The organism is Streptomyces sp. SN-593 (genome assembly GCF_016756395.1).
Classification (GTDB): Bacteria; Actinomycetota; Actinomycetes; order Streptomycetales; family Streptomycetaceae; genus Actinacidiphila; species Actinacidiphila reveromycinica.
This window is the reverse complement of the sequence record NZ_AP018365.1, coordinates 4,914,890-4,939,364: the sequence shown is the minus strand read 5'-3', so window position 1 is coordinate 4,939,364 and position 24,475 is coordinate 4,914,890. Positions and strand designations below refer to the sequence as shown.

Genomic DNA, 24,475 nt, shown 5'->3' with positions numbered 1-24,475 from the left:
CACATGCTCAGCTCGCGGCTGCTGATGCTGCGAAGGAGTTCGTCTCGGGTGCGGGAGAGGGTGCGGGCGAGTTCGAGGGTGAATCGGAGCCAGCCGCCGTCTCCGACGCCGTCTCCTCCTCGGAGTTTCCCTCCGTCTCCTCGTCGTCGCTCATGCCGGACAGCTCGCTGGCCTTGTCGAACAGCCTGCTGATGATCTTGGCGTTCTTCTTGCCGAGGGCCCGGGCGTCCTGGTCGCTGAAGATGCGGGTGCCGTTCTCGTTGACCAGCACGCGCACCAGCAGCTTGGCCCGGTAGTTGGTGAAGACCATCACGCCGTTGCGGCGCACCGACGCCTCGAAGTCGTCGCGCTCGATCCCGGACAGGGCCTTGATGTAGAGGTCGTCGCCCCACTCGGGGACGGGGACCTTCTCGATCACGGCGTCGGGGGCGTCGATGATGGCCTGACGGGACAGGGTCATGGGTACTCGCTCTCTCAGGTGATCTTCTTGGTGATGTCGTCCATCACGCGGGCCACGGCCAGACGCGCCCTGGGGCCGACGGTGCGCACGACCTTGTAGAAGTAGGGGTGGGGCTGCTGGGTCACCCACGCCTCGGTGTTGCCGTACACGGGGTGCCGCCAGGGCTTCTTGATGCCTTCCATGTACGCCTGCACTGCCTTGGCGCCGGCGGCCATCTTCCGGCCGTCCACGCGGATGACGACCGAGGCTTGCTTGCCCGTCGTCTTCGCCTGCAACGTCGTGGCGCGGGACATCTGCCCGCGCAGGCCGTTGGGCGAGTAGGGCCTGCTGGAGGGGATCGCGCGGATGCTCGCGCGGACCGCGGGCACCAGCGGGGCGGCGGCCTTCCGCAGTTCCTTCCGGAAGCCCTTCAGGACGGCCTTGTCGTCCATCGCCTTCAGCTCTTTGGCGATCTTCGCCAGGTCTTTCCCGGAGCGGGGGGCCATGGCTCAGGCCGGGATGGCGACGTTCTCCGCGGGTTGCCGGGAGATGGCGAAGTTGACCATGATCTGCGCGACAGCCGCGATGTCACGCTGTTTCGGGGCGGACGTCACCCGCACCGGGAAGATGTCCATGAGGTACCCCTCGACATCGCCTTCGTCCATCCAGATGATGTTCCCGACCACCCCGCGCTGGAGCAGGGTCCGCACGTCCACGCTCGTCTCGTCCGAGTAGAACGTGAGGCTGGACGCGTCGGAGGTGGTGGTCGAAGGGATGTTGCCGACGAAGACGCTGCCCAGATCCGGGGTGTCCTCGGTGTTGCCGGTGACCTCCCATCCGGAGCTGGCCGCGATCTCGCCGGACAGGTCCGTCGCCGCGTTGATCTCGGAGCGGGTCGGGCTGAGGATGTCGGCGATCGTCGGCGTCCACAGGACCCGGGTGCGGCCCTGCCGGTAGTACCGGGCGGACGGTGTGATGGGGGTAGCGCTCATCGTCAGCTCTCCTTCGCTGCGCGCGGGCGCCGCTTCGCAGAGGCGGCCTCGGTGTCGGTGGTGTCTGCCGGGTCCGAGACGTTCGCCTCGGTGATCCCGGTGTCGGAGATGGGGGCCGTGGCGGCCTCGGCCGGGTTCGCGGGCAGCTTCGGCACGGGCACCGGCTTGCTGGTGAGTTCCCAGCCGGTGGCGCGGTAGTGCGGCACCGCACTGTCGGGGACTTCGACGACGCGGCCCGGCAGGTCCGGGTGGGTGATGTAGGCGTTGGTCATGACGTCGCCACCCGGATCACGGCGACCGACACCGAGGTGACGCCGTCGTAGGTGAGGTTGGCGCGGCCGGTGGCCGGGTTGCGGTAGGTGTTGGTCACCGGGATCAGCTCGGTGGTCCCGGCCGCCACGGTCACGGTCCGGTCGGCGACGGCCAGGTCGCCGTCCACCGTGCCCGGCGTCGCCAGCGTCACCGTGTGGCTGGCGCTGTCCGCGTTCTTGACGACGAGCACGACGCCCGCGCCCACCGGGCAGTCGTCGCCGCCGGACGCTGCCGCGACGAACTGGGCGTCGAGTTGCAGCCCCACGAGGGGCACGACATGTGGTGCAAGAGCCGCCATGGGCCCCACCGCCTCACGATTCGGAAGAAGCCGCCGCGCCACTGCGGCGGACATGGGAGAGTGCGGCCACATCGGACACACCCGTAGGGGGAGCAATGGGGCTGAGGGAGATCAAGGACGCCGTGGACCGGGCTCATCCGGACTGGCCGAACAAGCAGAAGATCCCGCTGATCAAGGAGTTGCGCGACCAGGAGCGGATCGAGGTGAGAGCCGGGCGGCCTTTCTCCGTCGAGCAGGTGCTCGCCGGACGGACTGGTCAGCCGGCGGCCGAGACGTCTCGGCCGGACAGCGCTGGGGCCGCCGCGGAGCCCGACACCACGGAGCAGGGGTCGGTCGGCGGGTCGGTTCTGCTTCTGATCCTGCTGGTGGCCGTCCCGCGGCTGATCGGCCTTGGGGTCTGGGGCAGCATCTACGACGAACCCGGCTGGTGGAACGTCATGAGTGCCGTCCTCACCGTTCTGGGGATCTTCGGGGTGGTCTCCGCAGTGAAGGGCCGGTCTACCGGCGGGTGAACGCGACCACGTCGATACCGAAGGACAGCGACACCAGGGCGCCGGCGTTGCCCTGCTCCTGCGTCAGCGACACGGACCCGGGCTGGGCCTGCATCACCGCACCGCCCAGCCGCGGGTCAGCGGCCAGCGCGGCGCCCACCTCGGCGTAGATGGCGAACACCCGCCCCCGGGCGGCAGGGACGCTGCCGCCGCCGTCCAGGACCGACGCCACGCACGTGACGGTGTACGCCTCCTCGGAAGGCGACGCGGACAAGCCCGGCCGATCAGTGGAGCCACTGACACCGGTCGGGTCGTCATCCAGCCCGTAGCCGACCGTCAGCGCCGCCATCGGAGCCGCGTTGGTCGCCACCGGCCCGTCGAAGACGGTCACGTCGGCCAGCCCCGGCGCGGTGTTGAACGTGTCCACGAGAGCGGCCAGGGCCGCGGGGACCGTACTCATCCAGGCCATCAGCCCACCACCGGCCTCGGGGCGCCCAGCCACTCCAGGGCCTTACGCGGGATGCTGTACGACCAGCGCGGGTCGTACACCTCCTCAGGGCCCACCACGCCGTTGCGGACGCCGCCGCCCGCGGCGCCGCGGCGGGTCTCCCAGTTGTGTTGAAGGGCCACCAGTGCTCCTCTCCGGTAGTTGTCCGGGATCGTCTGGTAGCCGGCCTGGTACACGGCCTCGGCCAGGCCGCGCACCGCCGGCCCGGACAGCACCCGCACCAGGCCGGTGTTGCTGTTGACCCGTAGCACGGTGGGGCTCACGTCCCACACGGTCGAGCCGGTCACCGAGGTGAGCGATGTCAGGGAGATGACCGGCACCGACCACAAGCGGAAGCAGCGTCCGCTGCGGCCGGCGTGCTCGATGTCCTCGCGGATGGTGCGCGGCTCGATGACCTCGCGCTTGTAGTCCTCGATGACCGCGGTGATGCCGTCGCAGTACGCCTGCACCTCGTCGTCGAACTCGGTCGCGTCCGCAGGGATGTTGATCTGCTTCTTCGCGTCGTCCAGGGTCACGATGGACACGTCACGCCCCCGCGTGGGCCGCCGCGTACTGGGCCATCACGTCCTCGGGGATCGCGCCGCGGGCCGGTACGTCGACCCCGTTGTCCTTCGCCCACGCGCGGACGTCCTTCGCGGCCGGCGCCGCGGTCGCGTTCTGGCTTTCCTTCACCGGGAGCGCGTCGGGGTCGACCTCGAAGTGGACGAAGACCGGCTCGAACATCTCGCCGGCGGCTTCCAGGATCGGGTGGCCCTCACGGGCCATGGTCGAACCCTCCTCGATGAACACGGTCTTGCCGGCGAAGACCAGCGCGGCGGTCTTCCGCGCGACGTAGATATCGCCTGCCACGGCGTCTCCTTCCTCAAGCGGGCGCCCCGGCTGACCGGGGCGCCAAGGGGGATCAGGCGGGGCTGACCACGTTCAGGACACGGAAGGCGTTCGGGACGAGGATCTTGCAGTTGTTCGACCAGTACGCGAAGATCCCGCGCTGCCCGGTCGGGCGGCCGTTCGCGCCGAACAGGTGCGGCACCAGCTCGATGCTCATGCCGATCCGGTCCACGATGAGGAAACCGCGCTGGAAGTCGCCCAGCACCGCGACGTAGTTGGCCGCCCCGCCCGAGGAAGCGATGGCGCCGTCCATGGCCGTCGCCTCGTAGGCCGAGTAGCTGATCAGCTCCGGCGGCATCCCGCCGGCCAGGCGCGCCCACAGGTCCCCGGCCAGGCCGCCCTTGCTCTGGGCGGCGCCGCGGATCTTGTTGTAGATGGCCTTGTTCGCCATCCAGGAGGCGTTACGGCGGAACCGCGGCCCGAGGGCCTGCTCGACCGCGAACAGGTCGTCGGGGACGGTCAGAGCACCGGCCGCGCCGGTCTGACCGACACGGGAGCCGGACGGCATCGTGCCGATCAGTCCGCCGGGGTTGTCGCCGGTGCCGTCGCCCAGGAAGAAGCTGTTGGCCTCCTCGTTGTCCTTGGCGTCCTGGAGCAGCATGGAGATCTCGGCGCGCATCGCGTTCCACGACGCCTCCAGCTCGACGGTGAAGGGCACGAAGCCCTGCACGCGCTGGGTGTCGACGGACGGCTGCGCGAGGGTCGGGCTGGAGTCGGGGGCCTCGTCGCCCTCGGCGCCGCGGGTGACGGTGACGCCGGCGCTGGTGACGCCCTCCCACTTCTTCCCGACGATCTGCACCTGTCGGGAGACCTCCCGCAGGGGGTTGATGCTGCCGTCCGAGGTGAGGATCACCGTGGGGTCGAGCTGGAAGGGGACCGCGAAACCGCCGGAGCCGTCCACGCCCAGCGACAACGCGCGGTTCTCCTCGGTGGTGAGGCCGTTGGTGGACAGCGCCATCAGCATCCGGCCGAAGGCCCGGTTGTACTGCGGCGAGCCGGTGGCAAGCATCCTGCGGGCGAGGGTGCCCTGCTCGTCATCGACGTCGTTCAGCAGCCGCTCGGCGCGCTCCTGGGCGGCCTCCTTGCTGTCCGCGCCGGGGAACTGACTGGTGTCGATCGCGCGCATCGCCCGGTCCCGGTACAGGCCGGCCATCTCGTCGAGGCTGCGGGCCTGCTGCCGCACCTCGTTGAGGTCGTAGATGTTCTCCGGGCGCCGGATCTGCCCGGGGACGCGGCTACGGTCCCCGGAGCGGGTGCCGCCGCCCCCGCCACCGGTGCGCTCGGTGCTTCCCGGGACCGCGGCGAGCTGCCGCAGCCGCTCGGTGCGCTCGGTGGCCGCCGCGATGGCCTCCTCGTGCCGGTCGTGCTCGCCGTTGAGGTCGTCCCACTCCGTCTGCACGTCCTGCGGCAGCGTCGCGCCGCTGAACTCGGTGTCGATCTCCTGGAGGCGGGAGCTGATCTCGCCCAGCCGGGCGGTCCGCTCCTCGATGGTCATGCGCTCGTCGTCGGCCATGCCGGTCGTCCTTGTCTGTGAGGTGGGGGCCGAGTGCCGAGGCGGCTCGGGAGTGGTGGTGGGCGCGGCGGCCGGCTTGGCGGCTCCAGTGCCATGCACAGCGGCTGGAGTGCGGGGGGCCGGCTCGGTGCGTCCCGAAGTGCTGGGCCAGGAGGCCGGGATCAGGCTGGACAGCCCGAGTTCCGCGGCCCGCTGGGTGATGTGGGCGCGGACGTCGTCCGCGGTGGTGTTGTCGACTGCCGCGAGCGCGGTGTCGAGGTCGGCGCGACCGTGGTGGTCCAGATCGCGAATCGGGCATGCCCCGTCGGGCATCGTCCAGCCCTGCGCCGTGGCATGGGCAACGGCTGCGGCGTCGAGGTCGGCGACGTTCGGCGTGTCCAGGTTGCCAGAGACGCCCTGGGAGCGGACGCCGACGATCGCGGCGTCCGAGTAAGCGGGGATCGGAGTCGGGCCGTACTCGATCAGGGCGATCTCCTGCCGGGTCACCAGCGCCCGCTGCCCCGTCGACCGGTCCGGCAGATACGGCCCCTTCGGGTCGCTCTTGATGAACCGGCCCGTGAAGCTCTGCCCGGTGATGTCGCCATTGCGGATGGACTCCAGCACGGCGTCGGCCAGCGGGGTCTTGTTGTACCGGGTGACGGTCAGCAGGCCCCGGCTGTCTGCTCGGGGCGCCTCGATCGGGGTGCCGATCGGGATCGACCCGGACTCCGACGGGGTGCCGTGCAGGGTCTTCGCGTGGTTGTAGAACACGCCGATACGGCCGGCTCGTTCACGCACGGTCTTGTCGAACGCGGTGCGGGCGATCTGCTCGTCGTACTCGCCGTCCTGGTCGCGGATGTGCGTCGGCGAGTCGAAGACGGCAGCGTAGGCGGTGACGGTACGGCCGTCTCCCCCGGCGCGGATCTGGATGTCGTCGAGCGCGAACACGCGCTGGTGGATCTGCTCACCGGTCACTGGCCGGCTCCTTCCGCTGGGGTGGCGCCGCCCGCTGGCGGCTGCTCAGCCGGCGGTGCCGCCGGGGCGTTGGGGTTGAACGGCTCCTGGCCGTTGCTCGGCGGCAAGAGCTGCACCGATGTGAGGCCGGTGTGCTTGAGCAGGGACATGTCGTTGTTCAGGACCGCCTGCGTCGCCGAATCCGGGGTGAACCCGTCCCGGACGAGAGCGGTGATGGTCTGTGCTTGGGTCTGCTGAATGCGGGACAGCACCTCGGCGTCCTCCCGCATGAACGCCACCGACCGGGTCGTATACCAGAGAGACGATCCGGAGTCGGGCGGCGTGAGCAGTGGCTCCAGGGATGCTGCGGCGTTCGACCACAGGTGCTCCAGCGTCCCGTCGGACAGGCGCCGCCGGGCGCTGGAGAAATTCCCTGCATTCAGTGCGGACCCTTGCAGCCCCTCCGAGAAACCCACCCAGGACGGCGGGACACCGGCCGCCGCCGCGAGACGCGACTCGCCCTTGCCCTGCGTCGCGGCGAAGTCGAGCTGCCGCATATCCGCGCCGATCACCTTCGGATCGGCGCCGCCGCCCATGTACAGGGTCCGGTAGGCGTTCGCGACCCCGGTGTGCTCCTCCTCCATCAGCTCCTTGAATGCCTGGACCTGCTGAAGCTTCACTGATGGATCGAACTTGATCGCAAGGTTCGGTGTGGCCGCGTTCTGGAAGAAGCGGGCCTTGTGCTCCGTCGCCATCGAGTCGGCCTGCAACTCCCGCAGCACCGGCGTGATCCACGACATGCCCAGAAAGTGGAAGTCCGGGTCGGGGATCGGCGCGTAGTGCGCCATCCTCCCGTTGGAGCCGTCCGCCGGGTAGAACCGCATCGGACCCGACGGCGGGTCATACACGTAGCCGGCGACCTCGACGTCCGGCGCCTCGGCCGGATTGTCGGCGTTCGTCTGCGACCCCAACACGATGATCACCCACTGCGGCGGCAGGACGTTCAACCGGTCCGCGCGAGTACGCCGCACGTAGGAGTTGCCGGCCGTCGATGCGTTCCACTCCATCCGACCCAGCAGGTCGCCCGTTGTGCCGCCCGGCCACGGCCGCTCCAGCAACCCAAGCTCCGGCGAGCCGAACAGGTCCGTCGGGGCGCCACCGGAGAACCGCGTCCACTGGAATCGGGCTTGGCTGAAGATCTGCTGCCGGGCCAGGATCAGCGAGAAGATCGGCCCGTTCGTCTTCGCTGCCGCCGCCGTAGTGAGGGCGACAGCCTCCTGGTCGATGGTGTTCATCGTGGTCTGGACGATCGGATAGTCCAGGCCGCCGAACCCGAAGTACTGCGCCCACTGGTTCAGATCCAGCGGGGCATCCCGTGAGCCGGTGCGCGCCGCGGCGCGCTGCGCCTCAATCCGTTCGAGCAGCCCCACGACGGGCCTCCTGCCATCCGATTCGGAGCGCCGCCGCCACCCAGGCCACGCCCAGCCAGACCAGCCCGCAGCCCTTCGCCGCCAGCCAGCCCACCCCGAACAGCAGGCCGCCCAGGACAGTCAGGACAGTGCGCCAGAACCGGATCCTGCGGGCCTCCGCGGTGATCTGATCCAGCGGGATCTGCTCGCTCCACGCCGCCACGACGCCCCCTCACCCAACGAGTACGAACGGAGCCTGTGGCTCCTCGACGCCGTATGTCGCATGACCATGGCGAGCCAGCGTCACCGCCACCAACGGGGCAATGACCGCACCCGACTTCGGCCTCGACCACGCCCACGCCTCTGCAAGCGGCCGGGTCGCGACCCCGTCCACCGCCGTATCCAGGGGGGTCTGCCCGATGTGCCGGAACCGGTCGTTGGCGATGTCGTCAGCAAGGGCGCCGCACGCCTGCGCGTACTCCCGCGTCCCCATCATGTGGAGCCGCCACGCGTCGCCCAACGGCTCCTTGTCCAAGGTGAACCCGCGCTCCAGCAAGCTCTTCTCCAGCGACCCAGCCGGCCCCGCCGGGTCCACGATCAGCGCCACCGGTGTCGGCTCGATCGATTCGAACAACTCCACCAGCCGGTCAACCACCCACCCGGTGCCCTGTCGGTGCTCCACAACCTCGCCGTGCACCAGGCCATCCGATCGCCGGCCTGCCACCGCGATCGACGTCGTGGACCGGTCCGGGGTGATGTCCACCGCCAGCGCCACCGTGCCCTCCCGCTTCGACTCCTCGTCGAGGCAGGCAGCCCAGTCGCCCGGCTTGATCGGGGTCTCCCCGCCGATCGGGTCGTCCCACCAGCCCATCCGCTCGCGGGCGTACTCGGCGGGGGGAAGACCGCGGCGCTCGCCGAGGATGTACTCCACGGTGATGCGCCGGCCTACCGCCGGGTTTGCGCGCTTTACCAGGTCGAGGTTGTCGCACCCGCACCCCTTCACGTCCTGGGCGTGCGTGCACGTCTCGCCGTCCGCGCACGCCTCATTCGGGGGTGGCGCGCACCACTCGAAGTACGTCAGCGACGGGTCTCCGCCCTTGCGGCCACGATCACGGATCCCGCGCAGGACGCCGGAGTCGATGAGCCCAGCCGACGAGCCGTACACCACCTGCGGGTTCGGGCGCGCCGCCAGGGTGGGGAACAGCGACCCCATGTGCGTCGGCTGCAACGCGAACGCCTCATCAAGGATGATCTTGTCTCCGGAGAGACCACGACCACCCGTCCGCGTCCGCGCCTTGAACATCAGACGACGATCCCCGTGAAGCTCGATCGCCTCGTTCCCGCTCCCTCGGTGAATCTGCTTCACCCGGGCGGCGAATCTCGGCGTATCCATGATGAGCTGCTCCATGTCCCGGAACGCCTCCTGCGCCGTCCGGAACTCGTGAGCCGACCACACCACGAGTCGCTGGTCAGTGATGAAGAGCCAGCCCAGTGCCGCCATCTTGAACAGCCCGGTCTTCATGTTCTGCCGGCCCACCACGACCGCGGCCTCCAGGGCGGCCACCTTGTCCGCGCTGTCTACTGCGAAGATCGCATCCAGGATCAGGCGCTGCTCCAGGTCCGGCACGAACCCGGCCAGCTTCGACAACTCGGCGACCTGCGCCCCGTAGGTGTCCACGTGCGGGGGCACCCACGAAAAGGCCGGCTCAACGAGCCGCGCGCTTGCGCTGCACATGCGCCCTCAACTCGTCAATGGGATCCGTTTCCACCTCGGCGCCAGCCGTAGCCGCCGCAAGGGATGCCCGAAACTCCTTCACGAGCGCCGCCAGCGACGCCCCTGACTCCTGCTCCGCACCGTCAATCCGCCGAGCCAACGCCAAGGCCACCTGGCCAGCCGATGTCTCCGCACGCGCAACTGCGGCAAGCTCGGCGCGCACCACCTCGGCGAGCGCGCCATCCCCTTCGTCGTCGGCCGGCCGTGGAAGTACCTTGACGTCGGCCTCGACGCCGCCGGGGCGGCGTTGTGCGCGCTTCTTGCACCGCTCGGAGCAGTACCGGGCCGAAGACCGCTTAGCCTCGAACTCTTTGCCGCAGTCGCAAGTCCTCACCATTGGGATCCCTAGCCGATCAACGCCAGTTGCTCACCCATCGGCCGAACGCCCTTGGCGACGTTGCACGACAGGTGCGCCAACTGCACGTTGGCCCGGGTGTCGTCACGACTTTCCGAGATCGGCACCATGTGATCGATTGAAGGCGACAGCGGGTTCGGGCGCCGCAGCCGCATGTTCACGAGAAGCCCGCATAGTCCGCACCGGAACCCGTCCCGCGCGGCAATCTGCGCCAGGGTGTACGACTCCGACACGATGTCGTCGCCGCGCCGCTGCCGGTTCTTGCGCCGATACCGCTCCAGCTTCCGCTCGGCCTGGTGCTCCAGGCAGAGCGGTATCGTCCCCCGGCTACGCACCTGCACGCCGCAGTCGGCGCACGGCCGAAGGGGCAGGCGTGCCCTACCCGCGACCGTCGCCAGCGACTTATTGGAGCAAGAGGTCGAACAGTACGAGGCGTTACCCACGCTCAGGAACGCGCTTCTGCAGTGGAGGCATTCGCGGCGCCGCGTCGCCCGGCGGCACTGACGACACTTCCGTTCGCCAGCCGGGAGCGATGTGGAGCCTCCCCAGAGCAACTTTCCGCAGGTTGAACACGGCGTATCGGGCTTACGAGCCATGAGGCCTCCCGGAGATGCGGAAGCCCCGAGCCGGGAGACTCGGGGCTTCCTCCCAGCCGTGATCAGCGACTGGTGCCTGTGAGGATTGCCGCACGACGGGTGTCCCGTCAGCGGTCCCGCTTGAACGCTCCTCTCGGAGCGGCGAAAAGAATCAAGAACGAATGGACCCCATTGGCTTGACTAAGCCTCTGACCTGCGAGAACCTAGTTGCAACGGCGGAACGGACGCCGAGGTCACAAGCCCTGATCGCTCAGAAGATGAGCGAGAGGGGCTTTTTTCGTGTCCCGGGACGCAAAGCCTCACGGACGGATTCGTTCACTGGGGGCGGGGTCAGGAGACGATCATGAACCCGTGTCGGACATGCCCCCCTCGTCCCGCCTGTCGTACTATGTCCGTTTTGATTGGTTCACCAAGCTTCAGAGGTTCGCATGCCCTTTGACCTGCGGCGATTGGCGTTGCCTCGCTTGGCGCCTTCGCTGCGGTTGCACGAGGCGTGGGCGAAGCCGCGGTAGGCACTCCGGTCGGCGGTGTGGTCGAGGTCGAGCGCTTGCCCCTTGAGCATGGGCGCGCCGCAGTGGTGACAGGGGCGGCCGTATGCCTCGGCGAGCAGCGCTCGACGAACCCGTTGATGGTCGGTTCCGTAACCGCGGTCGCTGGTGGATGCCACTGCGTCACCACCTCGCTGCCGTGGTGTGCCTGGCGCGGGTGGGCGTGGGCGCCGTCTACCGGGTGGACACCTCGCTGTCGTGTGGCGGTGTCCAGCCGAGTGTTGTGAGGACGTTGCGTGCGGTGTCGGGGATGAGCACCTGGGCGTCGATGTCGTGGATCTCGGTGACGTCGATCATCTGTACGTCGAGGGTGAGTTGCGGGATCTGGCCGACGCCCATGGTCAGGGTGAGTCCGGTCAGGCCGGCCGCCAGGTCGACGCCGTCAACGACGACGCTCGCTTTGGTGGGTCCGTCGCTGGTGATGCTGACCTTGTGCGCGTGCCTCGTGTTTGTGCTCACGGGTTGGCCTCCTGTTCAAGGGCTGCCGCCGGTCCGATCGACCGGATGGCGGATCCTTGGTGGCCGCGGTGCGGCTGTGCGTCTTGGTGGCGCCGACCGGATTCGAACCTGTGTCCTCCGGGTTGTGGGCCCGGCGAGCTGCCGTGCTGCTCTGCGGCGCTGGGGACGTGCGGCAGGCCCCGGCTCGGTGAGCGCGGGGCCTGCGGGGTCCGTCTGGGCATGCCGGACGTGCCTTGAGTGTTACACCTGCTGGGGGCGTAGATCAAGTGCCCTTGAGGTTTCGGAGTTCGGCGAGGTCGATGAGGGCTCGGCCGGCGGTGTCGTAGCCGTGGCGGGTGAGTTTGCCGCGGTGGAGCCATTGGCGGATGGTGCCGGGCTTGATGCCGGTTTCGACGGAGGCGGCGTAGGCGTCGGCGAGCTGGAGCCGGGGCGCGGTGTGCATGACCCCATGATGCCGCCCAGGATGGTTTTCCGGGGGGTGGGCTTGCCCCCTCTACGGGCCTCTACCGTGCAGGTCAGGGGCCGTTTACCGGGGGCGCTACCGGGGTAGCGGGTCCCCGCTACGTCGCGGGTGCGGGTAGCGGGGTGCCGTCGGGGTTCAGGTAGTGGGGTGGGTAGCGGGGGCGGGGTCTACCTGTCGCGCGGCGAGCAGCAGTTCGGGTGGGACGGCGGCTTCGAGGTCGGCGCGCCGGTATCCGGCCCGGTTGACGTTCCCGATCTTGACCTGCTTGCCGGTGCGCTCCACTCCGGCGGCTTCCAGTTCGCGGGCGAGGCGTTCGGCGTCCCAGTCGCCGTAGGTGTCGGTGTCGGCGTTGTCCAGGCGCGCGAGGAGGTCGGCGGTGTGCATGCGGTCGGTGTGCCGCATGACGTCGAGGGCGTCGGACAGCACCGGGGGGATGGTGATGCCGGCCTGGTCGGCGGCCGCGGTGACGTCGCCGACGGCATCTCCGGTGAGCTGCTTCGCGGCCTGCCGCAGCGCGCGGCCGCGCTGGCACAGCTCGGCGAAGCCGGGGTTGTCGAGGTAGTCGGCCCGCACGGTCACAAAGCTGGCGGGCCCGGTGACCAGGACGCCGGTGCCGACGTGTTCCTCGGACAGGACCGAGGCGTCCGCGCCCTGGGCGGCTTTGCCCTTGCCGAGGACCATGTCTGACGACGTGCGGTCGACGACCTGTGTGGAGTACCGCAGGGTGATGATCTCGCGGAGCTTGGTGGGCACCGAGTCGGCGTCGGGGCGCTGACTGGCGTAGTTGGAGACGAAGCCGGCGGCCGGGCCGCGCCGCGCGATCCGGCACAGGTCGTCGATGACCTGTTCGCGGTCGTCCTTGTCCATGGCGGTGAAGAACTCCTGCAACTCGTCGATGGTCACGAAGATGACCGGCAGGTTGTAGCGCTGCACGATGGCCGGGGTGAGCTTGCCTTCGGGGCAGACCGACGCGGGTAGGCCGCGCAGCAGCGCGAAGCGGCGTTCCATCTCGGCCAGCAGCTCCTTGAGCATGGCCTTGAACGCGGCGATGGCGTCGTCTTCGGCGCCGAGGATCAGGCGGTGTGCGACGGCCCGCATGGGCATCCAGTCGGCGCCGCCTTTGCCGTCGGCGACGTAGTGCCGCACGTGGGCGTCGAGCAGGCCGGCCGCGGTCATGAGGCGCTGGGTGAAGGTCTTCCCGCGGCGGGGCAGGCCGCCGAAGAACAGGGACTGCCACATGACCGGCACGGTGACGCGGTTGCCGCGCGCGTCCTGCCCGAACGGGATCGGGTCCCACACGGAGAACGTCGGGAGTGTGGCCAGCGGCGACGGGGTGGGCTCGCCGAGGTAGGGGTCGTCGTCGGCGACCCACATCGAGACCCGGCCGGCGTGGCCGCCGCCGGCGGCGCGGACGCGGGACATGATGACCTGGATCTCGTCGACTCCCAGCTCGGCGGCGATCTCCTCGCGCTTGGCGAGGACGTCGGCGGCCTTCTTGCCTCCGCCGGTGGGCAGGTCGAACACGACGGCCCAGCCGCGGCCGTCGCGGATGGGGCCGCTGATGACGCGGACCTTGGGGCCTTCGTCGTCGCCCTTGCCGGCCTTGAGCAGACTGGCCGCGCGGAGCGCGTCGTTGAGCTGGGCTGCGTTCATGTCGATGCGCAGGGGTGGCGCGGCGGTGTCGAGGAACGGGACGGTGGCGCCCTTGCGGCCGACCACGGCGAGGATGCCGAGCAGCAGAGCAGCAGTCGTGAGGAAGACGGGCGTTGCGGCCAGCGCGAGGGCCACACTGCCCGCGCCGGCAACGGCGGCAGCGGATCCGAACCGGTACCGGCGGGCCTCGGTCCGGGCGCGGTGCGCGGCCTGGTGGGCGGCCGCGAGCGTTGCGTCGTCGGGCTTGGCCTTGAGCTGCGCGGCGAGGGCCTTGACGGTCTTGGTGTGGTCGGCGGCCGCGAGGACGGGCCACAGGCGCACGGTGCAGCGGTATCCGCCGCGGCAGGCCAAGCCCAGGGCCTTCGCGCCGTACTTGGGGAGGCGGATGGAGTGGTAGCGGCCCTGGTAGGCGCCGAGGCGGACCAGGGCGCCGGCGTTGGCGCGCACCGCGGCGGGGGTGGCCAGCCATGCGGGGAGGATCGGTGTGTCCGGCACGGTCAACCAGTCGGCGAGGGGGTTGTCGGGCCGGTCGACGGCTTCGCCCTGGTCCTCGGGCGTGGTCGGTGGGGCCTTGACGAGCAGGACGGGCGGGGGCTCGTCGGTGGTGTCGTCTGCCGGGCGGGTGATCGTGTCGGTCATGCTGTACGTCCTGCTCTCTTTCGGGAGGTGCGGGGCCCGGGCCGGCCGGTCTGCTTGGCCGCTTGGCGGCCGGCCCGGGGCGGAGCTACTTCTTCGCGGCCTTCTCGGCGCGTTTGCGGGCGCCGTCGAGGATGCGGTCGACGGCCGTCTTCTGGTCGGTGGTCAGGGTTCCGCCGCGGATCATGGCGGCGGCGGTGATGCGGGCGATCCTCCCGGCCTCGATGACCGTCAGCGGGGGGTCGTTGGGGTGGGTGCGGATCACTCGGTGCCTCCGGCCGGGGTGCTGGTCTCGGAGATGGCGGCGGAGATGGCGAGCAGGGCCCAGGCGGTGGCCTCGGCGATCTCCTCGGGCGCGGGGCGGGGCTGGCTCAGGCGGCGCGCGGCGCGCTCCCTGATCTGCGCGGCGGTCATGGGCTCCTCGGACATGGGTCTGTCTCCTGTTCAGGCGGGGCGGACGTGCGGGGTGAGGCCGGCGGCCTCGATGGCGGCCACCCGCTCGTCACGGTCGGCGTCTCCGTAGGCGGCGGCGCCGCCGGTGACGACGGCGTGCTTGCCGAGGGCGTCGGTGTACGGGGTGCCGTCCGGGTTCGAGGCGGTGACGACGTAGGTCTTGTCGGCCATGGGGTTCAGTCCTTCCGGTTGTTGCGCTCGACGGCGGTGGTGAGGTGCGTGAGGGCGGCCGTGCCCTCCTCGATCACGGCGCCGGCGACGAGCCGGGCGGCGGCGTCGATGTCGCCGCGGGCGACCGCGTCCTGCACCTCGGAGGCGCGCTGGTCGTAGAACTGCTGGTCGTTGTTCTTGCTGAACAGGCCCATGACGGGTCCTCTCGGGTTGGCGGCCGGCCGGGTTGGCCGGCCCCACCGCCCGACCCACTTCCTCGCGGGAAGTGAGTGGGACGGAAGGGCCGTCAGCCCCGGCGGACGTCCTTCCACAGGCCGCGCAGGACGACGAGGCAGATCATGAGGGTGACCATGCACACCGCGAGGACCGCGAGGGCGATGGCGAACCCGATGACGATGGCGACGAGCACCACGCCGACGACGGTCAGGGCGAACAGGAACCCGCAGCCCAGCGCGGCGTAGGCGCCCCAGGGGCGGTGTACGAGCGGGGCGGGCATCACGGTCGGGGCGGTCTGCCGGTAGGCGTACAGCGGGCCGCCCTGGTCGTCGACGCCGATCTGGACGAGGGTGGCGTCAGGCGATGCGGGCTGATGCGGGCCGGGTGGGCGGAGGTTCATGCGTAGCCACCCCCGCCCTGCCCGACATCACCGGCGGCCTTCTTGCTCTCGCGGTGGAGGACGGTGCGCACGTACCCGTCATCGACCGTGATGCGGTGCCGCATCTCTACCAGCGAGGCGATGTCCGCCGACTTCGCCTCCGGCCCCAGCTCGGCCGCGGCATCCACGATGGCGCCCGTGAGTGTGACCGGCGGCAGCTCTCCGACCTGCACCGCATCAGCCTCGGGGCCGGGCGCATCACCCCTCTCGACCGTGATGCGCTGCTGGGTGTCGGAGAGGACGAGAGCGACCTGGACGGCGTCCACAATCACGCCGTAGGTGACGAGCAGCGCGGCCAGTTCCGCCGGCGGCAGCCCGGGCTGCGCATCATGGGCGATGCGGACCGCATCACCCGGGTCCATCTCCGCGAACCGGCTTCGCAGCACCTCCGTGGCCGAGCGCGGGGCCGCCCCGGACGGCGCGGGCCGCCCGCCGTGCTCGATGTGGTCGACGGCGCGGGCCTTGACCGTGCGGCCGGCCAGCATCGGGGCGAGGACCCAGGCGATCCCGCCGAAGACCGGCGGCCGGTACGGGCGCTCGCCCAGCTCGGCGCGGCGGGCGGCGCGCGGGCCGGCCCAGGACATCTCCGAGACGGCGAGCAGTCCGAGGGTGGGCACGGCGAAGAACACCGCCGCGGGGCGGCCGCCGTGGATCAGGTGGGCGTGGTTGATGTTGAGGTACACCGACGTGCTCGCCATGGCCAGCGCGGTCAGGCGGGGGCCGAACGCGGAGCGGCCGTTGGCGGACGCGTCTGATGCGAGGTGCAGGCAGGCGTAGGCGATGCCGTCGAACACGGCGACCGCGGCGCCCGCGATGCCCTGCGGGGCCTGGTAGTGGCGGGCGACGGCGTACAGCGACCACCCGGTGGTGGCCAGCGCGGCGACGGACACGACGAACAGGGCGAGGCGCCATCCGGCTCCGGTGCGGGTCACCACTCACCCCCGCGGTGCTCGCAGGCGAGCCGGCGGGAGAGGCGGCGCACCTTCGCCGCGGCGTCCATCAAGTCCGTGGCGAGTGCTCCCAAGCCCTGCACGTCATACCCGAACGCGTCGCCGTCGAGGAGTTGCACGACCATGTGCACGTCGTCGGAGTGCCGGTCGGACGGCACCGGCCAAGGGGTCTGCCACATGGTCAGCTCGATCAGCCGGCGCGGGCCCCGGCTGGTGTCGACGGTGATGTCGACGGGCTCGCCCTGGTGGTGGATCTCCTCGCGGAGCAGGCCCGCGGGGTGCAGGCCGGTACACCAGGGCGGGCACACGACGGTGACGGGCCCGTGGTCGCGGGTGTCGATGGCGATGGTCCGGTCGGTCACTTCGCGCTCCCGTCCGTCTGGTCGGGGTCCTGCCACACGGTGTAGGTGACGGGACGGTCCTCGATGCGGCGGCGGATGTACGCGGTATCGGCGTCGTGGATCTGCGGAGTGGGGCTGTTCAGGATCGCGTTGAGCGTGGAGTAGATCGCGGAGCGGCGGTCGTCCATGAGCCAGCAGAAGCGGCGTTCGTCGGCGTCCTCGACACCGGGCAGGGGCACGTCGAGGGCGTCACGGATCGCGGCGAGGAGGTTGTGGACGCTGCTGGTCAACGTGGCCTCGCCCGTGGGGGTGGCCTTCGCGGCAGTGTCGGGGCGGGTCTCGTTCATGCGGCCACCCCGCGGACGGCGAGGGTGCGGCGGCCGGCCGACACGATCCGGGCGACGTTTGCGGAAGACACGGTGTCCCCCGCAACGGGCTGGGGCAGGTCGAACGAGTGCGGCAGCACCGGGCCGTTCTGCCAGCGGAACGACCACTGCATGTACGCCTCGCGGGTCCGGGACAGGGCCCGCTCGTAGGCGGTCACCTCGGGGATGGACCAGGCCGGCGCCTCGGCGAGCAGGCCCACCAGGTGGCGGCGCCAGTCCGCGAGGACGATCAGCAGGGACTCGACGTAGGCGTGCGGGGCGTCGGTGCCGTCGGCGTCCTCCACGTCGAACAGGACGTCGGAGTCGAGGGCCGCGAACCGGGACGCGTAGTCCACCGGCTCCGGCTTTGCGGGTCCGCTCGGCGGACTCGCAAGCAGACCGGCGCCCTTGTCGACCGCGTGGGCGAACGCACGCAGCCGGTCGGCGAACGCGCGGGCCTCGGCCTGGTCGGAGGTGCGCATCAGGTCGCGGCCGTCCGATCCCTCCCACACGACGAGCGTGGTGGGCATCGTCGGGCTGGCTTCGAGTTCGGCGATCAGCGCCGCGCCGGCCGGGGTGGCGGTGTCCGCGAGGACCGTGTCGCAGATGTTCTCGTCGTGCCAGGAGCCGTTGCAGTCGGGGATGAGGCAGGTCGTCACAGCGCACCTGCCAGGGTGCGGAGCTGCGTGGCGTACTCGGCGATGGTTCCGGCGACGGGCGGCAGGGCGCGGCGGGCGGCGGCGATGATGGCGAACTGGTCGGCGAGGCGCATGAATCCCGGGATGTGGTGGAGAACGGCGGTGACCGCATCACCCACGGCGAGGTCGAGCCAGCCGGTGGTCATGCACACCGGGATCTCGTGGCCGCCGATCGGGTGGGTCATGGTCGCGTGCGGGTCGAGCTGGTCGGCCGCGGCGGCGAGGATGCGGGAGATGGTCGTCATGCCGTCACCGCCATCTGGCGGCCGGTGCGGATGCGGCGCAGGGCCTCGTCCATGTCCGGGTCGGAGCCGCCCTCGTACCCGTCGCGGACGGGGGCGAGGGTGCCGCCGGTCGCGGGGACGAGGGGGCGGTTGCTGTAGGCCCAGTGGCCGGTGTCGGCGGGGACCTCGCGGGTGTTGCGCATGAGCCGGAAGTAGTGGCAGACCGACTGGCGGGCCATGACGCGGAGCAGGCCGCCGACGTTGCGGGTCGTGGGGAGCTTGGTGCGGTAGCGGTACAGGCGGAGGAACGTGTTCTGGGTGAGGTCGTCGGCAAGGTCGTAGTCGGAGGTCACGAGCCGGTTGATGATCGTGAAGCGGACCATCTTCCGGTACTGGGTGTACGCGGCGACGAACAGCTCGTCGGGGGTGGCGGGGGTGCTGCTCGGGGCAGCGCTCATGGCAAGATCAGCCATAGCCGGTCTCCTGTGTACGCAGGTGTTCGGTCAGGCCCCGTCTGGGAGTGGAGTCCCGGTGCGGGGCCGCTGCATGCCGGGGCTGGTGGAGCAGCCCCTCAGTGGCACTCCACTACTGTACGCACATCCATGGACCAGTGGCAATCCACTGTGCGAGAATTCCGTCATGCCAGCCGGAGTCCACAAGAAGACCGCGAAGACCTACCGCCCCGACACCACCGAGTTGTACGAGCGCGCCAAGACGGCGGTCGCGGAGGTGGGCTCCGACATGAACGCGCACATCAACGCGTTCCTTCGTTGGCTCACCCATGAGACCGACGAGCTTCCCGCCCGCCCGGCGAAGCCGGAGTAACCGCCCGCCCCATCGCTTCCGCGATCAGCCGTTGCGCCTCGGCCAGGTGGCGGGTGCAGATCAGCAGCTCCGCGTCCGGGTCGACGGCCTCACCCGAACACGGGTCGTTGAGGCGGTTGTGGACCCGGCACCGCACGATCCTCTCGCTCACGACGCCTGCTCCAGTTCGGCCTGGACGCCCCGCAGCCACTCCCACAGCCGAGGCGGGTATTCGGCGCTGCACCACTCGCAGGTGACTGCGGCCGTGCCCGGAGCCGCCCACAGCACCGACCCGCACAGCACCCCGTCGTACACCGCCGGGCAGTGCCCAAGACGCACCCCGCGGTACTCCCGCGGAGCCACGACCGACGTCACCTCGCGGTACAAGGCGCGGATCTCGCCGGCGAACTCCCCGGCAGCCGGCCACCGCTCCGCGATCCACGGCAGGTTCGCGGTGAGGGCCTTCACCGCGGCGTGCACCCGCGGCTCCACCCCCGGCGCCAGCCGGGGCGGCGCCCAACCCCGGTCCTGGTGGAGCGCGGCCCGCCAGTCCTCCAGGACCCCGACGATGCCCCCGCCGGCCCGCAGCACCAGCGGGTGCTCCGCGAGCGGCATCGGGGCGTCCACCGCCGTGCCGTGCCCTCCGTTGCCGCACGGCCAGTTCGAGCCGAGCGGCGACAGCTCGTCCGCGAGCTGCCGGTAGAGGTGCGGGAGCGCAGCGAGCTGCTGGCCGCAGGACGCTGTGCACACCTCGCAGAGCATGCGTTGGGTCGAGGAGTGGAGTTCAGTCCCGCACAACTCGCAGTTGGTGGTCATGGGTGCTCCGTTCAGCGCGGGCCGTAGTGGCCCACATGCCAGGCCGCGCAGTGCTTGCAGCGGTAGACGGTCAGGCGGGTGGCGCCGCCTGCGATGAGCCGGGCGCGGGCGACCAGCGCGGTGGCCCGGTCGGGGTGCCGGACCTTCCCCGTGCAGGCCCGCGCCCGGGTACGCGTCTTCACGGGTGTTCCTTGCGGTCGGGGGCGATGTAGGCGCGGCCGCCGGGCAGGGGGTAGGCCAGGATGCGGTCGGCGTTGCCGTCGGGCAGGCCGTCACCGGGCGCGGTGAGGACGCGGGCGTCGGTGCCGCCCGCCTCGTGCTCGGCTCGGGCCTGGCGCAGCTCCCGGCGGGCATCCAGGTGCCGGCCGCCGAAGTAGACCAGCAGGGCCAGCTCGATGCCGATGCTGATCCCGGCGAGGAAGAAGAACAGCTCGTTGCCGGTCATGACCCACCGCCGGGGCGCGCGTTACGGGCGGCGGCCAGCACCTGGTCGACGATGGCGTGCCCGGCGGCGGAGCCGATCGGGGCGGAATCGGCGAGCTTCCGCATACCCGCCTCGTTGATCACGATGAGGGTGCGGCCGAACGTGTCGGTGATGGTCTTGGTCTCGATGCCGAGGCGGGCGCAGAGCGCCATGACGTCGGCGTTGCTCATGTCGTCGTGCTGGTCCACGGTGATTCTCCTTCGGTCGGGCCCGGCCGCCGTAGTGGCGGCCGGGCGGGTGTAGCTACACCTGGTGCACGCCGGCGGCGGCGAGGAACGCGGCCCGCTCGTTGGGGTCCTGGAGACGGCGGGCGTCGTCCACCCACAGCTCGTGCATGCGAGACGCGTGGAACTCGTGGCCGGCGCAGAGCGTGACGCGCTGGGTACTGGACTCGGCCGGCCGCTGGTGGCTAACGGTGTTGCGGACCGCGATGACGCCGGCCTTGCCGCACGCCCCCCGCTCGGCGGAGCACTCGCCGCTGGAGACGGGCACGGTCTGGATGACGAAGGTCGTGTCACGGTGGTCGCCGAGCGCAACGACGTCGGTCGAGTTCATGAGCTGGTCTCCTTGGTGTCCGTCGGGTTGTCCACAGGCGCGGGGGTGCTGGCCTGCGGGTTGTGGATTGTCGGGGCGGTTTCCGACCGGGCGGTATCCGCCCGGTCGTGGCTACGGGGCGCCATGCCAGGAGGAGGAGTCCGCGCGCACGTTGGCGGCGAACCGGGCGAACACCGCCTGCTCGCCGGGCTGACGGTCCAACGGCGGGGCTCCCGTGGCCACGTGCACAACCTCGTCACCGTGGGCAGGGCAGTACTGCCTCACCTCCGCGGCGGCGACAACGGCGTAGTCGTGCACGTTGCGGGACATGCGGGCGGCCCTCCCGAACGTCAATGCGGGCTCGATCGCGGTGAAGAAGAACCGCGGGAAGCCGCCCAGGTGGACGCTGTAGCCGTGTTCGACAATCCGGCCGTCGGAGTGCATCTCCGCAGGAAGCCGGTCGACGTGGTAGAGGCCGGCGGGGTCGATCTGCTGGTACTGCTTGCACAGCGGCTTGCTGGACATCAAGTCCTCCTTGATTGGGCCCGGCTTGGCGCCGGGCGGGCTGGTGGCCGCGAGATTGCGGAGCTTCGCCGCGTGGCGCTGCGCCAACCCCTCGGTTCGGGCGGCCTTACGGGCGGCGCGGGCTTTCTTCGCGGACCCGGCCCGCAGTCGAGCCGCCTCGATCCGGGCCGCCACCACGTCATCGACGTTCACGTCAGCCGCCGACGAACAACTGCGGCAGGCCCTCCAGCGCCGACCACGCGGCCCGATAGGCGTCGGCCGCCCAGGAGAGCTGGTCAGCGAGATCTTCCACGGACGGAAGCGGGCCGCCGTAGACCTCATCGGCCGCCAGGCGCAGGGCACCCATGTCTCCGGAGCCGTACTGCCACAGGCTGTCGAAGGCGACCGGGATCGCGCTGAGGAACAGCACCTCGTCGTGCCGCAGGCGCACGTAGGCGGTCCTCCCGTTCCGGTCGCGGCCGGAGTAGCAGCGGAAGTAGTCACTGGGGTTGCGGGCGGCGCCGAGGTCGCGTTCGCCGTCGAGGATGCGGGCCATGGCGTAGTGAGCGGCGACGGGCGCCTCGAACAGGGCGTGCTCGGGGGCGTTGATGCGGGCGCGGCGGAGCTGGTCGCCGTCCTGCCAGACGACGTGCACGTGATCGTCGCCCTCGCACTTGTCGGGGTGGAGGTTGACGGCGCCCCAGGGCTCCCCTTCGAACTCGCCGGCCGGGCTGATGAGCGGGGCGTCGATGAGTTGGCGGAAGCGGCCGGTGTTCATGCTGCGGCCGTTGACGGTCAGGACGCGGATCTCGACCGTGGCGGTCTCGATGGCGGGCTGGTTGATGGTGGGGCTAAAAGACATTTCGATCTCCGGCGGAGGGTCGGTTGGTGGCTTCGGTGGTGGCCGTCTGCGGGTCGTCCGGGGTGGGGCTGTCCCACCTGTCCCCTCCCTAAAGGAGGAGGGGGGAGGGGACAGGTAGGCCGACGTGCCCTGTCCCCGACCTGTCCCCGACCTGTCCGGGACAGGTTTGACCTGGGGTTTTTAACTAACCTGTCCCCGGGTCGGGGACAGGTGGTTCGTCCCATTCCTCCTGTCCCGTCCCCGAGAGGGTCGGGGACAGGTTTGGGGACAGGTTTGGGGACAGGCGTTTTGCCGCGTTCGTCCGTTCGCGGCGGAGCTTCACGACCTCGGCCAGAACTTCGTTCCGCGCCTGGATTCCGAGGCGTGCGCACTCGCTGCGGAGCTTGTCGCGCCCCCAGTTCGCGGGGACCTTCTCGGCGTCCAGTCGATCGGCGACTTCCTCAGCCCGGGTCCGCTGGCCGTTGGCGACGCGCTCCTGGTCGATCGGGTCCAGGTGGACCAGGACCACCGAAGTGACTGCGGAGCCGTCCTCCTTCGCCTCGCCAGCCAGGATCACCTGGTGCAAGCCGAACACCACGTCGCCAAGTTCCTCGTCGTCCTTCTGCTTGCCGGTCTTGAGGGTGACCGTGATGTCCTCCAGGGACTTGCCCTTGCGCTCGACCCCGAGTTCGGTCTGGAGCGCGCCCTTCACGGCCGTGGCGCCCCGGCCGCGGTCGCTGTCGTGGCCGCTGTGGTGCACCAGCAGCACACAGGCACCGGAGGCGCCACGGAGCTGTTCCATGCGGTCGACGACGCGGCCCATCTCGGTGTTGGAGTTCTCCTCGACGCCGACGGTGACGCGCGCCTGGGTGTCAACGATGATGAGCGCGGGCTGCTGGCGGCGACACAACTCGATCAGCACCAGCCATTCGACATCCATGGCCTGTACCGGGCGCGGCAGGAACCGGACGCCGGTCATCTTCCGGTTGTGGTGCTGCTCCCAGGCGCGGACACGCTTACGGATACCTCGGCTGCCCTCGGCGACCAGGTAGATGACGTCGCCCTGGTGGACCCGCTGGCCGTGCCAGTTCGTTCCCGTTCCGACGCTGGCCGCGAAGTCCAGGGCCACGAAGGACTTGAACGTGCCGGACGCTCCGTACATCCGGGCGAGGGTGTCCCTGAACAGGACGTCGTTGATGATGGGTTCGAGGGCGGGGATGTTGTTGAGGTCGTCGGTGTCGAGGAGTTCGGCTTCGAGCTTCCGCAACCGGTCCTCGAAGTGCTCCTCGGACGTCATCCCCTGCTCGTCCGCTTCTGGTTCGGGTTCCGGTTCGGGCATAGGCGGCACCGTCCCCGCCCACGGGTCTTCGTCCGCAGGCGCGCCCGGCTCGGCGTAGGTGGTCACGCGGCCCCCCGGCGACCGACGTAGTCGAAGGCGGACTCGATGGCCTGGTGGATCTCGTTCTCGTCGCGCTGGGCGACGCGGCCGGCGGAGTAGATCTCGGCTCGCATGTCGGCTTCGGTGCACCGGCCGGCCTGTACGAGGTAGGCCGCGGCGGTGGTGACCGTGCACAGCACGCGGTGGCGTTGTCCTTCGGGGGCTCCGGCGAGCTGGGCGGCGAGGTCGGCGAGTCCGACGCGTCCCTGCTGACTGGTGGTGCGCGGCCCCCGGTACGGGGGGCGGTTCACGGGCGCCGGCGGCTTGGGCATGTGGCCGGTGCCTTCCAGATGGTGCAGCAGCCACTGGGGGGCGGGCAGCGGGTCGAGCCCGGCGGAAAGACGCCGGTACTCCCCGTCCGGGGTGGCGCTGGTGGGGGCCACGATGTAGCCGCCGGTGGACCGGACGTCGATGTTCCACCCGAAGGCACCCTCGGACTTGTTGACGGTGATCCCGTCGGGGAGCGTCCAGTACAGGTGCAGGCCCTTACTGGGGGTGCCGACGATGAGGGTGTCTCCGGGGTAGGTCTGCCCGTACCGCTCCAGGGCGAGCGCGAAGACGTCACCGCCGTGGGCGGCAAGCCCGTTGTACTGCGGAGGCGGGGCAGCACCTTCCTTGTTGACGTCGAGGTCGACGACGACCAGCCGGGCCGGGCCGGTGGAGATCCCGATGTTCATGTCGGGGTAGCGACTGAACCAGCCGGTGACCTTGTCGGGGTCGGTGGTGGCGACATGGAAGCCGTGGCAGGTGTCTGCGGGGTGCGGGCAGTCGGCTGCGGTGCGGTGGGGCTGGTAGTCGGGGGACTTGCTGCTGCACAGGTTGCAGTGCCGCAGGGGCTTCTTGGCGCCGGGCGTCAGGGGGAAGACGGGCCAGCCGCGGGCGATGAAGGCGGCGGCGGCGCGCTGGCGGCTCTGCGAGGTGTTCACGAAC

At 70.5% G+C, this 24,475-nt stretch carries 40 protein-coding genes; 2 read left to right on the top strand and 38 right to left on the bottom strand.

The window, feature by feature from the left end:
• Positions 1 to 7 precede the first annotated feature (7 nt).
• Genes RVR_RS20835 through RVR_RS20815 form a run of 5 tightly spaced genes read right to left on the bottom strand, consistent with a single transcriptional unit; the run spans position 8 to position 2,041 of the window.
• The gene (locus RVR_RS20835) at positions 8 to 460 is read right to left on the bottom strand and encodes a phage tail assembly chaperone (RefSeq protein WP_202235297.1); all 453 of its coding nucleotides are present in this window, start codon (positions 458 to 460) and stop codon (positions 8 to 10) included.
• Positions 461 to 474: 14 nt separating this feature from the next.
• On the bottom strand, positions 475 to 945 hold the full coding sequence (locus RVR_RS20830; protein ID WP_202235296.1) for a hypothetical protein: 471 nt from the start codon (positions 943 to 945) through the stop codon (positions 475 to 477).
• 3 nt (positions 946 to 948) lie between these two features.
• Positions 949 to 1,431, bottom strand: a complete 483-nt coding sequence (locus RVR_RS20825) for a phage tail tube protein (protein WP_202235295.1) — start codon at positions 1,429 to 1,431, stop codon at positions 949 to 951.
• 2 nt (positions 1,432 to 1,433) lie between these two features.
• Positions 1,434 to 1,703: a hypothetical protein gene (locus tag RVR_RS20820; RefSeq protein WP_202235294.1), complete on the bottom strand. Its 270-nt coding sequence runs from the start codon at positions 1,701 to 1,703 to the stop codon at positions 1,434 to 1,436.
• Positions 1,700 to 2,041, bottom strand: a complete 342-nt coding sequence (locus RVR_RS20815) for a hypothetical protein (protein ID WP_202235293.1) — start codon at positions 2,039 to 2,041, stop codon at positions 1,700 to 1,702. The genes RVR_RS20820 and RVR_RS20815 overlap by 4 nt, the downstream gene beginning before the upstream one ends.
• 95 nt (positions 2,042 to 2,136) lie before the next feature.
• Between RVR_RS20815 and RVR_RS20810 the strand changes: the two genes are divergently transcribed.
• Positions 2,137 to 2,553: a hypothetical protein gene (locus RVR_RS20810; RefSeq protein ID WP_202235292.1), complete on the top strand. Its 417-nt coding sequence runs from the start codon at positions 2,137 to 2,139 to the stop codon at positions 2,551 to 2,553.
• Here the strand turns inward: RVR_RS20810 and RVR_RS20805 are convergent.
• From RVR_RS20805 to RVR_RS20690, 24 genes are all read right to left on the bottom strand, one after another.
• Positions 2,540 to 2,992 (bottom strand): hypothetical protein, encoded by a 453-nt coding sequence (locus tag RVR_RS20805; protein WP_202235291.1) that lies wholly within the window; start codon positions 2,990 to 2,992, stop codon positions 2,540 to 2,542. The genes RVR_RS20810 and RVR_RS20805 overlap by 14 nt on opposite strands.
• Positions 2,993 to 3,000: 8 nt before the next feature.
• Positions 3,001 to 3,564 carry a hypothetical protein gene (locus RVR_RS20800; RefSeq protein ID WP_202235290.1) on the bottom strand — a complete coding sequence of 188 codons (564 nt, stop codon included), beginning with the start codon at positions 3,562 to 3,564 and terminating at the stop codon, positions 3,001 to 3,003.
• A 1-nt stretch (position 3,565) separates the two neighbouring features.
• The gene (locus RVR_RS20795; protein ID WP_237404873.1) at positions 3,566 to 3,889 is read right to left on the bottom strand and encodes an Lsr2 family DNA-binding protein; all 324 of its coding nucleotides are present in this window, start codon (positions 3,887 to 3,889) and stop codon (positions 3,566 to 3,568) included.
• 52 nt (positions 3,890 to 3,941) lie between these two features.
• On the bottom strand, positions 3,942 to 6,395 hold the full coding sequence (locus RVR_RS20790; protein WP_202235289.1) for a phage major capsid protein: 2,454 nt from the start codon (positions 6,393 to 6,395) through the stop codon (positions 3,942 to 3,944).
• On the bottom strand, positions 6,392 to 7,804 hold the full coding sequence (locus tag RVR_RS20785) for a phage portal protein (protein WP_202235288.1): 1,413 nt from the start codon (positions 7,802 to 7,804) through the stop codon (positions 6,392 to 6,394). Before RVR_RS20785 ends, RVR_RS20790 begins: the two co-directional genes overlap by 4 nt.
• Positions 7,782 to 8,006: a hypothetical protein gene (locus RVR_RS20780; RefSeq protein ID WP_202235287.1), complete on the bottom strand. Its 225-nt coding sequence runs from the start codon at positions 8,004 to 8,006 to the stop codon at positions 7,782 to 7,784. The genes RVR_RS20785 and RVR_RS20780 overlap by 23 nt, the downstream gene beginning before the upstream one ends.
• 9 nt (positions 8,007 to 8,015) lie before the next feature.
• Positions 8,016 to 9,461 (bottom strand): terminase, encoded by a 1,446-nt coding sequence (locus RVR_RS20775; RefSeq protein WP_202235286.1) that lies wholly within the window; start codon positions 9,459 to 9,461, stop codon positions 8,016 to 8,018.
• Positions 9,462 to 9,489: 28 nt separating this feature from the next.
• Positions 9,490 to 9,894, bottom strand: a complete 405-nt coding sequence (locus RVR_RS20770; RefSeq protein WP_202235285.1) for a hypothetical protein — start codon at positions 9,892 to 9,894, stop codon at positions 9,490 to 9,492.
• A gap of 8 nt (positions 9,895 to 9,902) precedes the next feature.
• Complete coding sequence (locus RVR_RS20765) at positions 9,903 to 10,253, bottom strand: HNH endonuclease (RefSeq protein ID WP_202235284.1); 351 nt, start codon at positions 10,251 to 10,253, stop codon at positions 9,903 to 9,905.
• Between the two features lie 661 nt (positions 10,254 to 10,914).
• Positions 10,915 to 11,175 carry an endonuclease domain-containing protein gene (locus RVR_RS20760; RefSeq protein WP_202235283.1) on the bottom strand — a complete coding sequence of 87 codons (261 nt, stop codon included), beginning with the start codon at positions 11,173 to 11,175 and terminating at the stop codon, positions 10,915 to 10,917.
• Between the two features lie 55 nt (positions 11,176 to 11,230).
• Positions 11,231 to 11,515 (bottom strand): hypothetical protein, encoded by a 285-nt coding sequence (locus RVR_RS20755; RefSeq protein WP_202235282.1) that lies wholly within the window; start codon positions 11,513 to 11,515, stop codon positions 11,231 to 11,233.
• A 262-nt stretch (positions 11,516 to 11,777) separates the two neighbouring features.
• Positions 11,778 to 11,957: a hypothetical protein gene (locus RVR_RS20750; protein ID WP_202235281.1), complete on the bottom strand. Its 180-nt coding sequence runs from the start codon at positions 11,955 to 11,957 to the stop codon at positions 11,778 to 11,780.
• A gap of 156 nt (positions 11,958 to 12,113) precedes the next feature.
• Positions 12,114 to 14,270, bottom strand: a complete 2,157-nt coding sequence (locus tag RVR_RS20745; RefSeq protein WP_202235280.1) for an FtsK/SpoIIIE domain-containing protein — start codon at positions 14,268 to 14,270, stop codon at positions 12,114 to 12,116.
• An 85-nt stretch (positions 14,271 to 14,355) separates the two neighbouring features.
• Entirely contained in the window at positions 14,356 to 14,532 is a 177-nt protein-coding gene (locus RVR_RS20740) for a DUF6257 family protein (RefSeq protein ID WP_202235279.1), read from the bottom strand.
• Positions 14,529 to 14,696 (bottom strand): hypothetical protein, encoded by a 168-nt coding sequence (locus tag RVR_RS20735; RefSeq protein ID WP_202235278.1) that lies wholly within the window; start codon positions 14,694 to 14,696, stop codon positions 14,529 to 14,531. Before RVR_RS20735 ends, RVR_RS20740 begins: the two co-directional genes overlap by 4 nt.
• Before the next feature lie 15 nt (positions 14,697 to 14,711).
• Complete coding sequence (locus tag RVR_RS20730) at positions 14,712 to 14,891, bottom strand: hypothetical protein (RefSeq protein ID WP_202235277.1); 180 nt, start codon at positions 14,889 to 14,891, stop codon at positions 14,712 to 14,714.
• 5 nt (positions 14,892 to 14,896) lie between these two features.
• Positions 14,897 to 15,085, bottom strand: a complete 189-nt coding sequence (locus RVR_RS20725; protein WP_202235276.1) for a hypothetical protein — start codon at positions 15,083 to 15,085, stop codon at positions 14,897 to 14,899.
• A gap of 92 nt (positions 15,086 to 15,177) precedes the next feature.
• Complete coding sequence (locus tag RVR_RS20720) at positions 15,178 to 15,507, bottom strand: hypothetical protein (RefSeq protein WP_202235275.1); 330 nt, start codon at positions 15,505 to 15,507, stop codon at positions 15,178 to 15,180.
• Entirely contained in the window at positions 15,504 to 16,478 is a 975-nt protein-coding gene (locus RVR_RS20715) for a hypothetical protein (protein WP_202235274.1), read from the bottom strand. Before RVR_RS20715 ends, RVR_RS20720 begins: the two co-directional genes overlap by 4 nt.
• Positions 16,475 to 16,858, bottom strand: coding sequence for a DUF6907 domain-containing protein (locus RVR_RS20710; RefSeq protein ID WP_202235273.1), 384 nt, complete (start codon positions 16,856 to 16,858; stop codon positions 16,475 to 16,477). Before RVR_RS20710 ends, RVR_RS20715 begins: the two co-directional genes overlap by 4 nt.
• Complete coding sequence (locus RVR_RS20705; RefSeq protein ID WP_202235272.1) at positions 16,855 to 17,184, bottom strand: hypothetical protein; 330 nt, start codon at positions 17,182 to 17,184, stop codon at positions 16,855 to 16,857. Before RVR_RS20705 ends, RVR_RS20710 begins: the two co-directional genes overlap by 4 nt.
• On the bottom strand, positions 17,181 to 17,861 hold the full coding sequence (locus RVR_RS20700; protein WP_202235271.1) for a hypothetical protein: 681 nt from the start codon (positions 17,859 to 17,861) through the stop codon (positions 17,181 to 17,183). The genes RVR_RS20705 and RVR_RS20700 overlap by 4 nt, the downstream gene beginning before the upstream one ends.
• On the bottom strand, positions 17,858 to 18,145 hold the full coding sequence (locus RVR_RS20695; RefSeq protein WP_202235270.1) for a hypothetical protein: 288 nt from the start codon (positions 18,143 to 18,145) through the stop codon (positions 17,858 to 17,860). Before RVR_RS20695 ends, RVR_RS20700 begins: the two co-directional genes overlap by 4 nt.
• Entirely contained in the window at positions 18,142 to 18,597 is a 456-nt protein-coding gene (locus RVR_RS20690; RefSeq protein WP_202235269.1) for an RNA polymerase sigma factor, read from the bottom strand. Before RVR_RS20690 ends, RVR_RS20695 begins: the two co-directional genes overlap by 4 nt.
• Before the next feature lie 166 nt (positions 18,598 to 18,763).
• Here RVR_RS20690 and RVR_RS20685 point away from each other — a divergent pair, with 166 nt between their 5' ends.
• The gene (locus tag RVR_RS20685; RefSeq protein ID WP_202235268.1) at positions 18,764 to 18,949 is read left to right on the top strand and encodes a hypothetical protein; all 186 of its coding nucleotides are present in this window, start codon (positions 18,764 to 18,766) and stop codon (positions 18,947 to 18,949) included.
• Between the two features lie 147 nt (positions 18,950 to 19,096).
• Here the strand turns inward: RVR_RS20685 and RVR_RS20680 are convergent, their stop codons facing one another.
• The 9 genes from RVR_RS20680 to RVR_RS20640 form a co-directional block, all read right to left on the bottom strand.
• Positions 19,097 to 19,744 carry a hypothetical protein gene (locus RVR_RS20680; protein ID WP_202235267.1) on the bottom strand — a complete coding sequence of 216 codons (648 nt, stop codon included), beginning with the start codon at positions 19,742 to 19,744 and terminating at the stop codon, positions 19,097 to 19,099.
• Between the two features lie 11 nt (positions 19,745 to 19,755).
• Positions 19,756 to 19,926, bottom strand: coding sequence for a hypothetical protein (locus RVR_RS20675; RefSeq protein ID WP_202235266.1), 171 nt, complete (start codon positions 19,924 to 19,926; stop codon positions 19,756 to 19,758).
• Positions 19,923 to 20,189 (bottom strand): hypothetical protein, encoded by a 267-nt coding sequence (locus RVR_RS20670; RefSeq protein ID WP_202235265.1) that lies wholly within the window; start codon positions 20,187 to 20,189, stop codon positions 19,923 to 19,925. The genes RVR_RS20675 and RVR_RS20670 overlap by 4 nt, the downstream gene beginning before the upstream one ends.
• On the bottom strand, positions 20,186 to 20,416 hold the full coding sequence (locus RVR_RS20665; RefSeq protein WP_202235264.1) for a hypothetical protein: 231 nt from the start codon (positions 20,414 to 20,416) through the stop codon (positions 20,186 to 20,188). The genes RVR_RS20670 and RVR_RS20665 overlap by 4 nt, the downstream gene beginning before the upstream one ends.
• 55 nt (positions 20,417 to 20,471) lie before the next feature.
• On the bottom strand, positions 20,472 to 20,783 hold the full coding sequence (locus RVR_RS20660; RefSeq protein WP_202235263.1) for a hypothetical protein: 312 nt from the start codon (positions 20,781 to 20,783) through the stop codon (positions 20,472 to 20,474).
• Positions 20,784 to 20,894: 111 nt separating this feature from the next.
• Positions 20,895 to 21,479: a hypothetical protein gene (locus tag RVR_RS20655; protein ID WP_202235262.1), complete on the bottom strand. Its 585-nt coding sequence runs from the start codon at positions 21,477 to 21,479 to the stop codon at positions 20,895 to 20,897.
• Between the two features lies 1 nt (position 21,480).
• Complete coding sequence (locus tag RVR_RS20650; protein ID WP_202235261.1) at positions 21,481 to 22,128, bottom strand: hypothetical protein; 648 nt, start codon at positions 22,126 to 22,128, stop codon at positions 21,481 to 21,483.
• Between the two features lie 184 nt (positions 22,129 to 22,312).
• Positions 22,313 to 23,446 (bottom strand): AAA family ATPase, encoded by a 1,134-nt coding sequence (locus RVR_RS20645; RefSeq protein ID WP_202235260.1) that lies wholly within the window; start codon positions 23,444 to 23,446, stop codon positions 22,313 to 22,315.
• Positions 23,447 to 23,508: 62 nt separating this feature from the next.
• Complete coding sequence (locus RVR_RS20640) at positions 23,509 to 24,471, bottom strand: bifunctional DNA primase/polymerase (protein ID WP_202235259.1); 963 nt, start codon at positions 24,469 to 24,471, stop codon at positions 23,509 to 23,511.
• Between the last annotated feature and the right edge of the window lie 4 nt (positions 24,472 to 24,475).

What these genes read in the sequence shown, in the direction of transcription:
- RVR_RS20705 (WP_202235272.1), bottom strand. Translation starts at nt 17,184, where the DNA reads ATGAACGAGACCCGCCCCGACACTGCCGCGAAGGCCACCCCCACGGGC.
- RVR_RS20670 (WP_202235265.1), bottom strand. Translation starts at nt 20,189, where the DNA reads ATGACCGGCAACGAGCTGTTCTTCTTCCTCGCCGGGATCAGCATCGGC.
- RVR_RS20810 (WP_202235292.1), top strand. Translation starts at nt 2,137, where the DNA reads ATGGGGCTGAGGGAGATCAAGGACGCCGTGGACCGGGCTCATCCGGAC.
- RVR_RS20745 (WP_202235280.1), bottom strand. Translation starts at nt 14,270, where the DNA reads ATGACCGACACGATCACCCGCCCGGCAGACGACACCACCGACGAGCCC.
- RVR_RS20735 (WP_202235278.1), bottom strand. Translation starts at nt 14,696, where the DNA reads ATGTCCGAGGAGCCCATGACCGCCGCGCAGATCAGGGAGCGCGCCGCG.
- RVR_RS20690 (WP_202235269.1), bottom strand. Translation starts at nt 18,597, where the DNA reads ATGGCTGATCTTGCCATGAGCGCTGCCCCGAGCAGCACCCCCGCCACC.
- RVR_RS20725 (WP_202235276.1), bottom strand. Translation starts at nt 15,085, where the DNA reads ATGGGCCTGTTCAGCAAGAACAACGACCAGCAGTTCTACGACCAGCGC.
- RVR_RS20695 (WP_202235270.1), bottom strand. Translation starts at nt 18,145, where the DNA reads ATGACGACCATCTCCCGCATCCTCGCCGCCGCGGCCGACCAGCTCGAC.
- RVR_RS20720 (WP_202235275.1), bottom strand. Translation starts at nt 15,507, where the DNA reads ATGAACCTCCGCCCACCCGGCCCGCATCAGCCCGCATCGCCTGACGCC.
- RVR_RS20815 (WP_202235293.1), bottom strand. Translation starts at nt 2,041, where the DNA reads ATGGCGGCTCTTGCACCACATGTCGTGCCCCTCGTGGGGCTGCAACTC.
- RVR_RS20680 (WP_202235267.1), bottom strand. Translation starts at nt 19,744, where the DNA reads ATGACCACCAACTGCGAGTTGTGCGGGACTGAACTCCACTCCTCGACC.
- RVR_RS20770 (WP_202235285.1), bottom strand. Translation starts at nt 9,894, where the DNA reads ATGGTGAGGACTTGCGACTGCGGCAAAGAGTTCGAGGCTAAGCGGTCT.
- RVR_RS20685 (WP_202235268.1), top strand. Translation starts at nt 18,764, where the DNA reads ATGCCAGCCGGAGTCCACAAGAAGACCGCGAAGACCTACCGCCCCGAC.
- RVR_RS20825 (WP_202235295.1), bottom strand. Translation starts at nt 1,431, where the DNA reads ATGAGCGCTACCCCCATCACACCGTCCGCCCGGTACTACCGGCAGGGC.
- RVR_RS20730 (WP_202235277.1), bottom strand. Translation starts at nt 14,891, where the DNA reads ATGGCCGACAAGACCTACGTCGTCACCGCCTCGAACCCGGACGGCACC.
- RVR_RS20750 (WP_202235281.1), bottom strand. Translation starts at nt 11,957, where the DNA reads ATGCACACCGCGCCCCGGCTCCAGCTCGCCGACGCCTACGCCGCCTCC.
- RVR_RS20805 (WP_202235291.1), bottom strand. Translation starts at nt 2,992, where the DNA reads ATGAGTACGGTCCCCGCGGCCCTGGCCGCTCTCGTGGACACGTTCAAC.
- RVR_RS20835 (WP_202235297.1), bottom strand. Translation starts at nt 460, where the DNA reads ATGACCCTGTCCCGTCAGGCCATCATCGACGCCCCCGACGCCGTGATC.
- RVR_RS20650 (WP_202235261.1), bottom strand. Translation starts at nt 22,128, where the DNA reads ATGTCTTTTAGCCCCACCATCAACCAGCCCGCCATCGAGACCGCCACG.
- RVR_RS20830 (WP_202235296.1), bottom strand. Translation starts at nt 945, where the DNA reads ATGGCCCCCCGCTCCGGGAAAGACCTGGCGAAGATCGCCAAAGAGCTG.
- RVR_RS20645 (WP_202235260.1), bottom strand. Translation starts at nt 23,446, where the DNA reads ATGCCCGAACCGGAACCCGAACCAGAAGCGGACGAGCAGGGGATGACG.
- RVR_RS20820 (WP_202235294.1), bottom strand. Translation starts at nt 1,703, where the DNA reads ATGACCAACGCCTACATCACCCACCCGGACCTGCCGGGCCGCGTCGTC.
- RVR_RS20660 (WP_202235263.1), bottom strand. Translation starts at nt 20,783, where the DNA reads ATGAACTCGACCGACGTCGTTGCGCTCGGCGACCACCGTGACACGACC.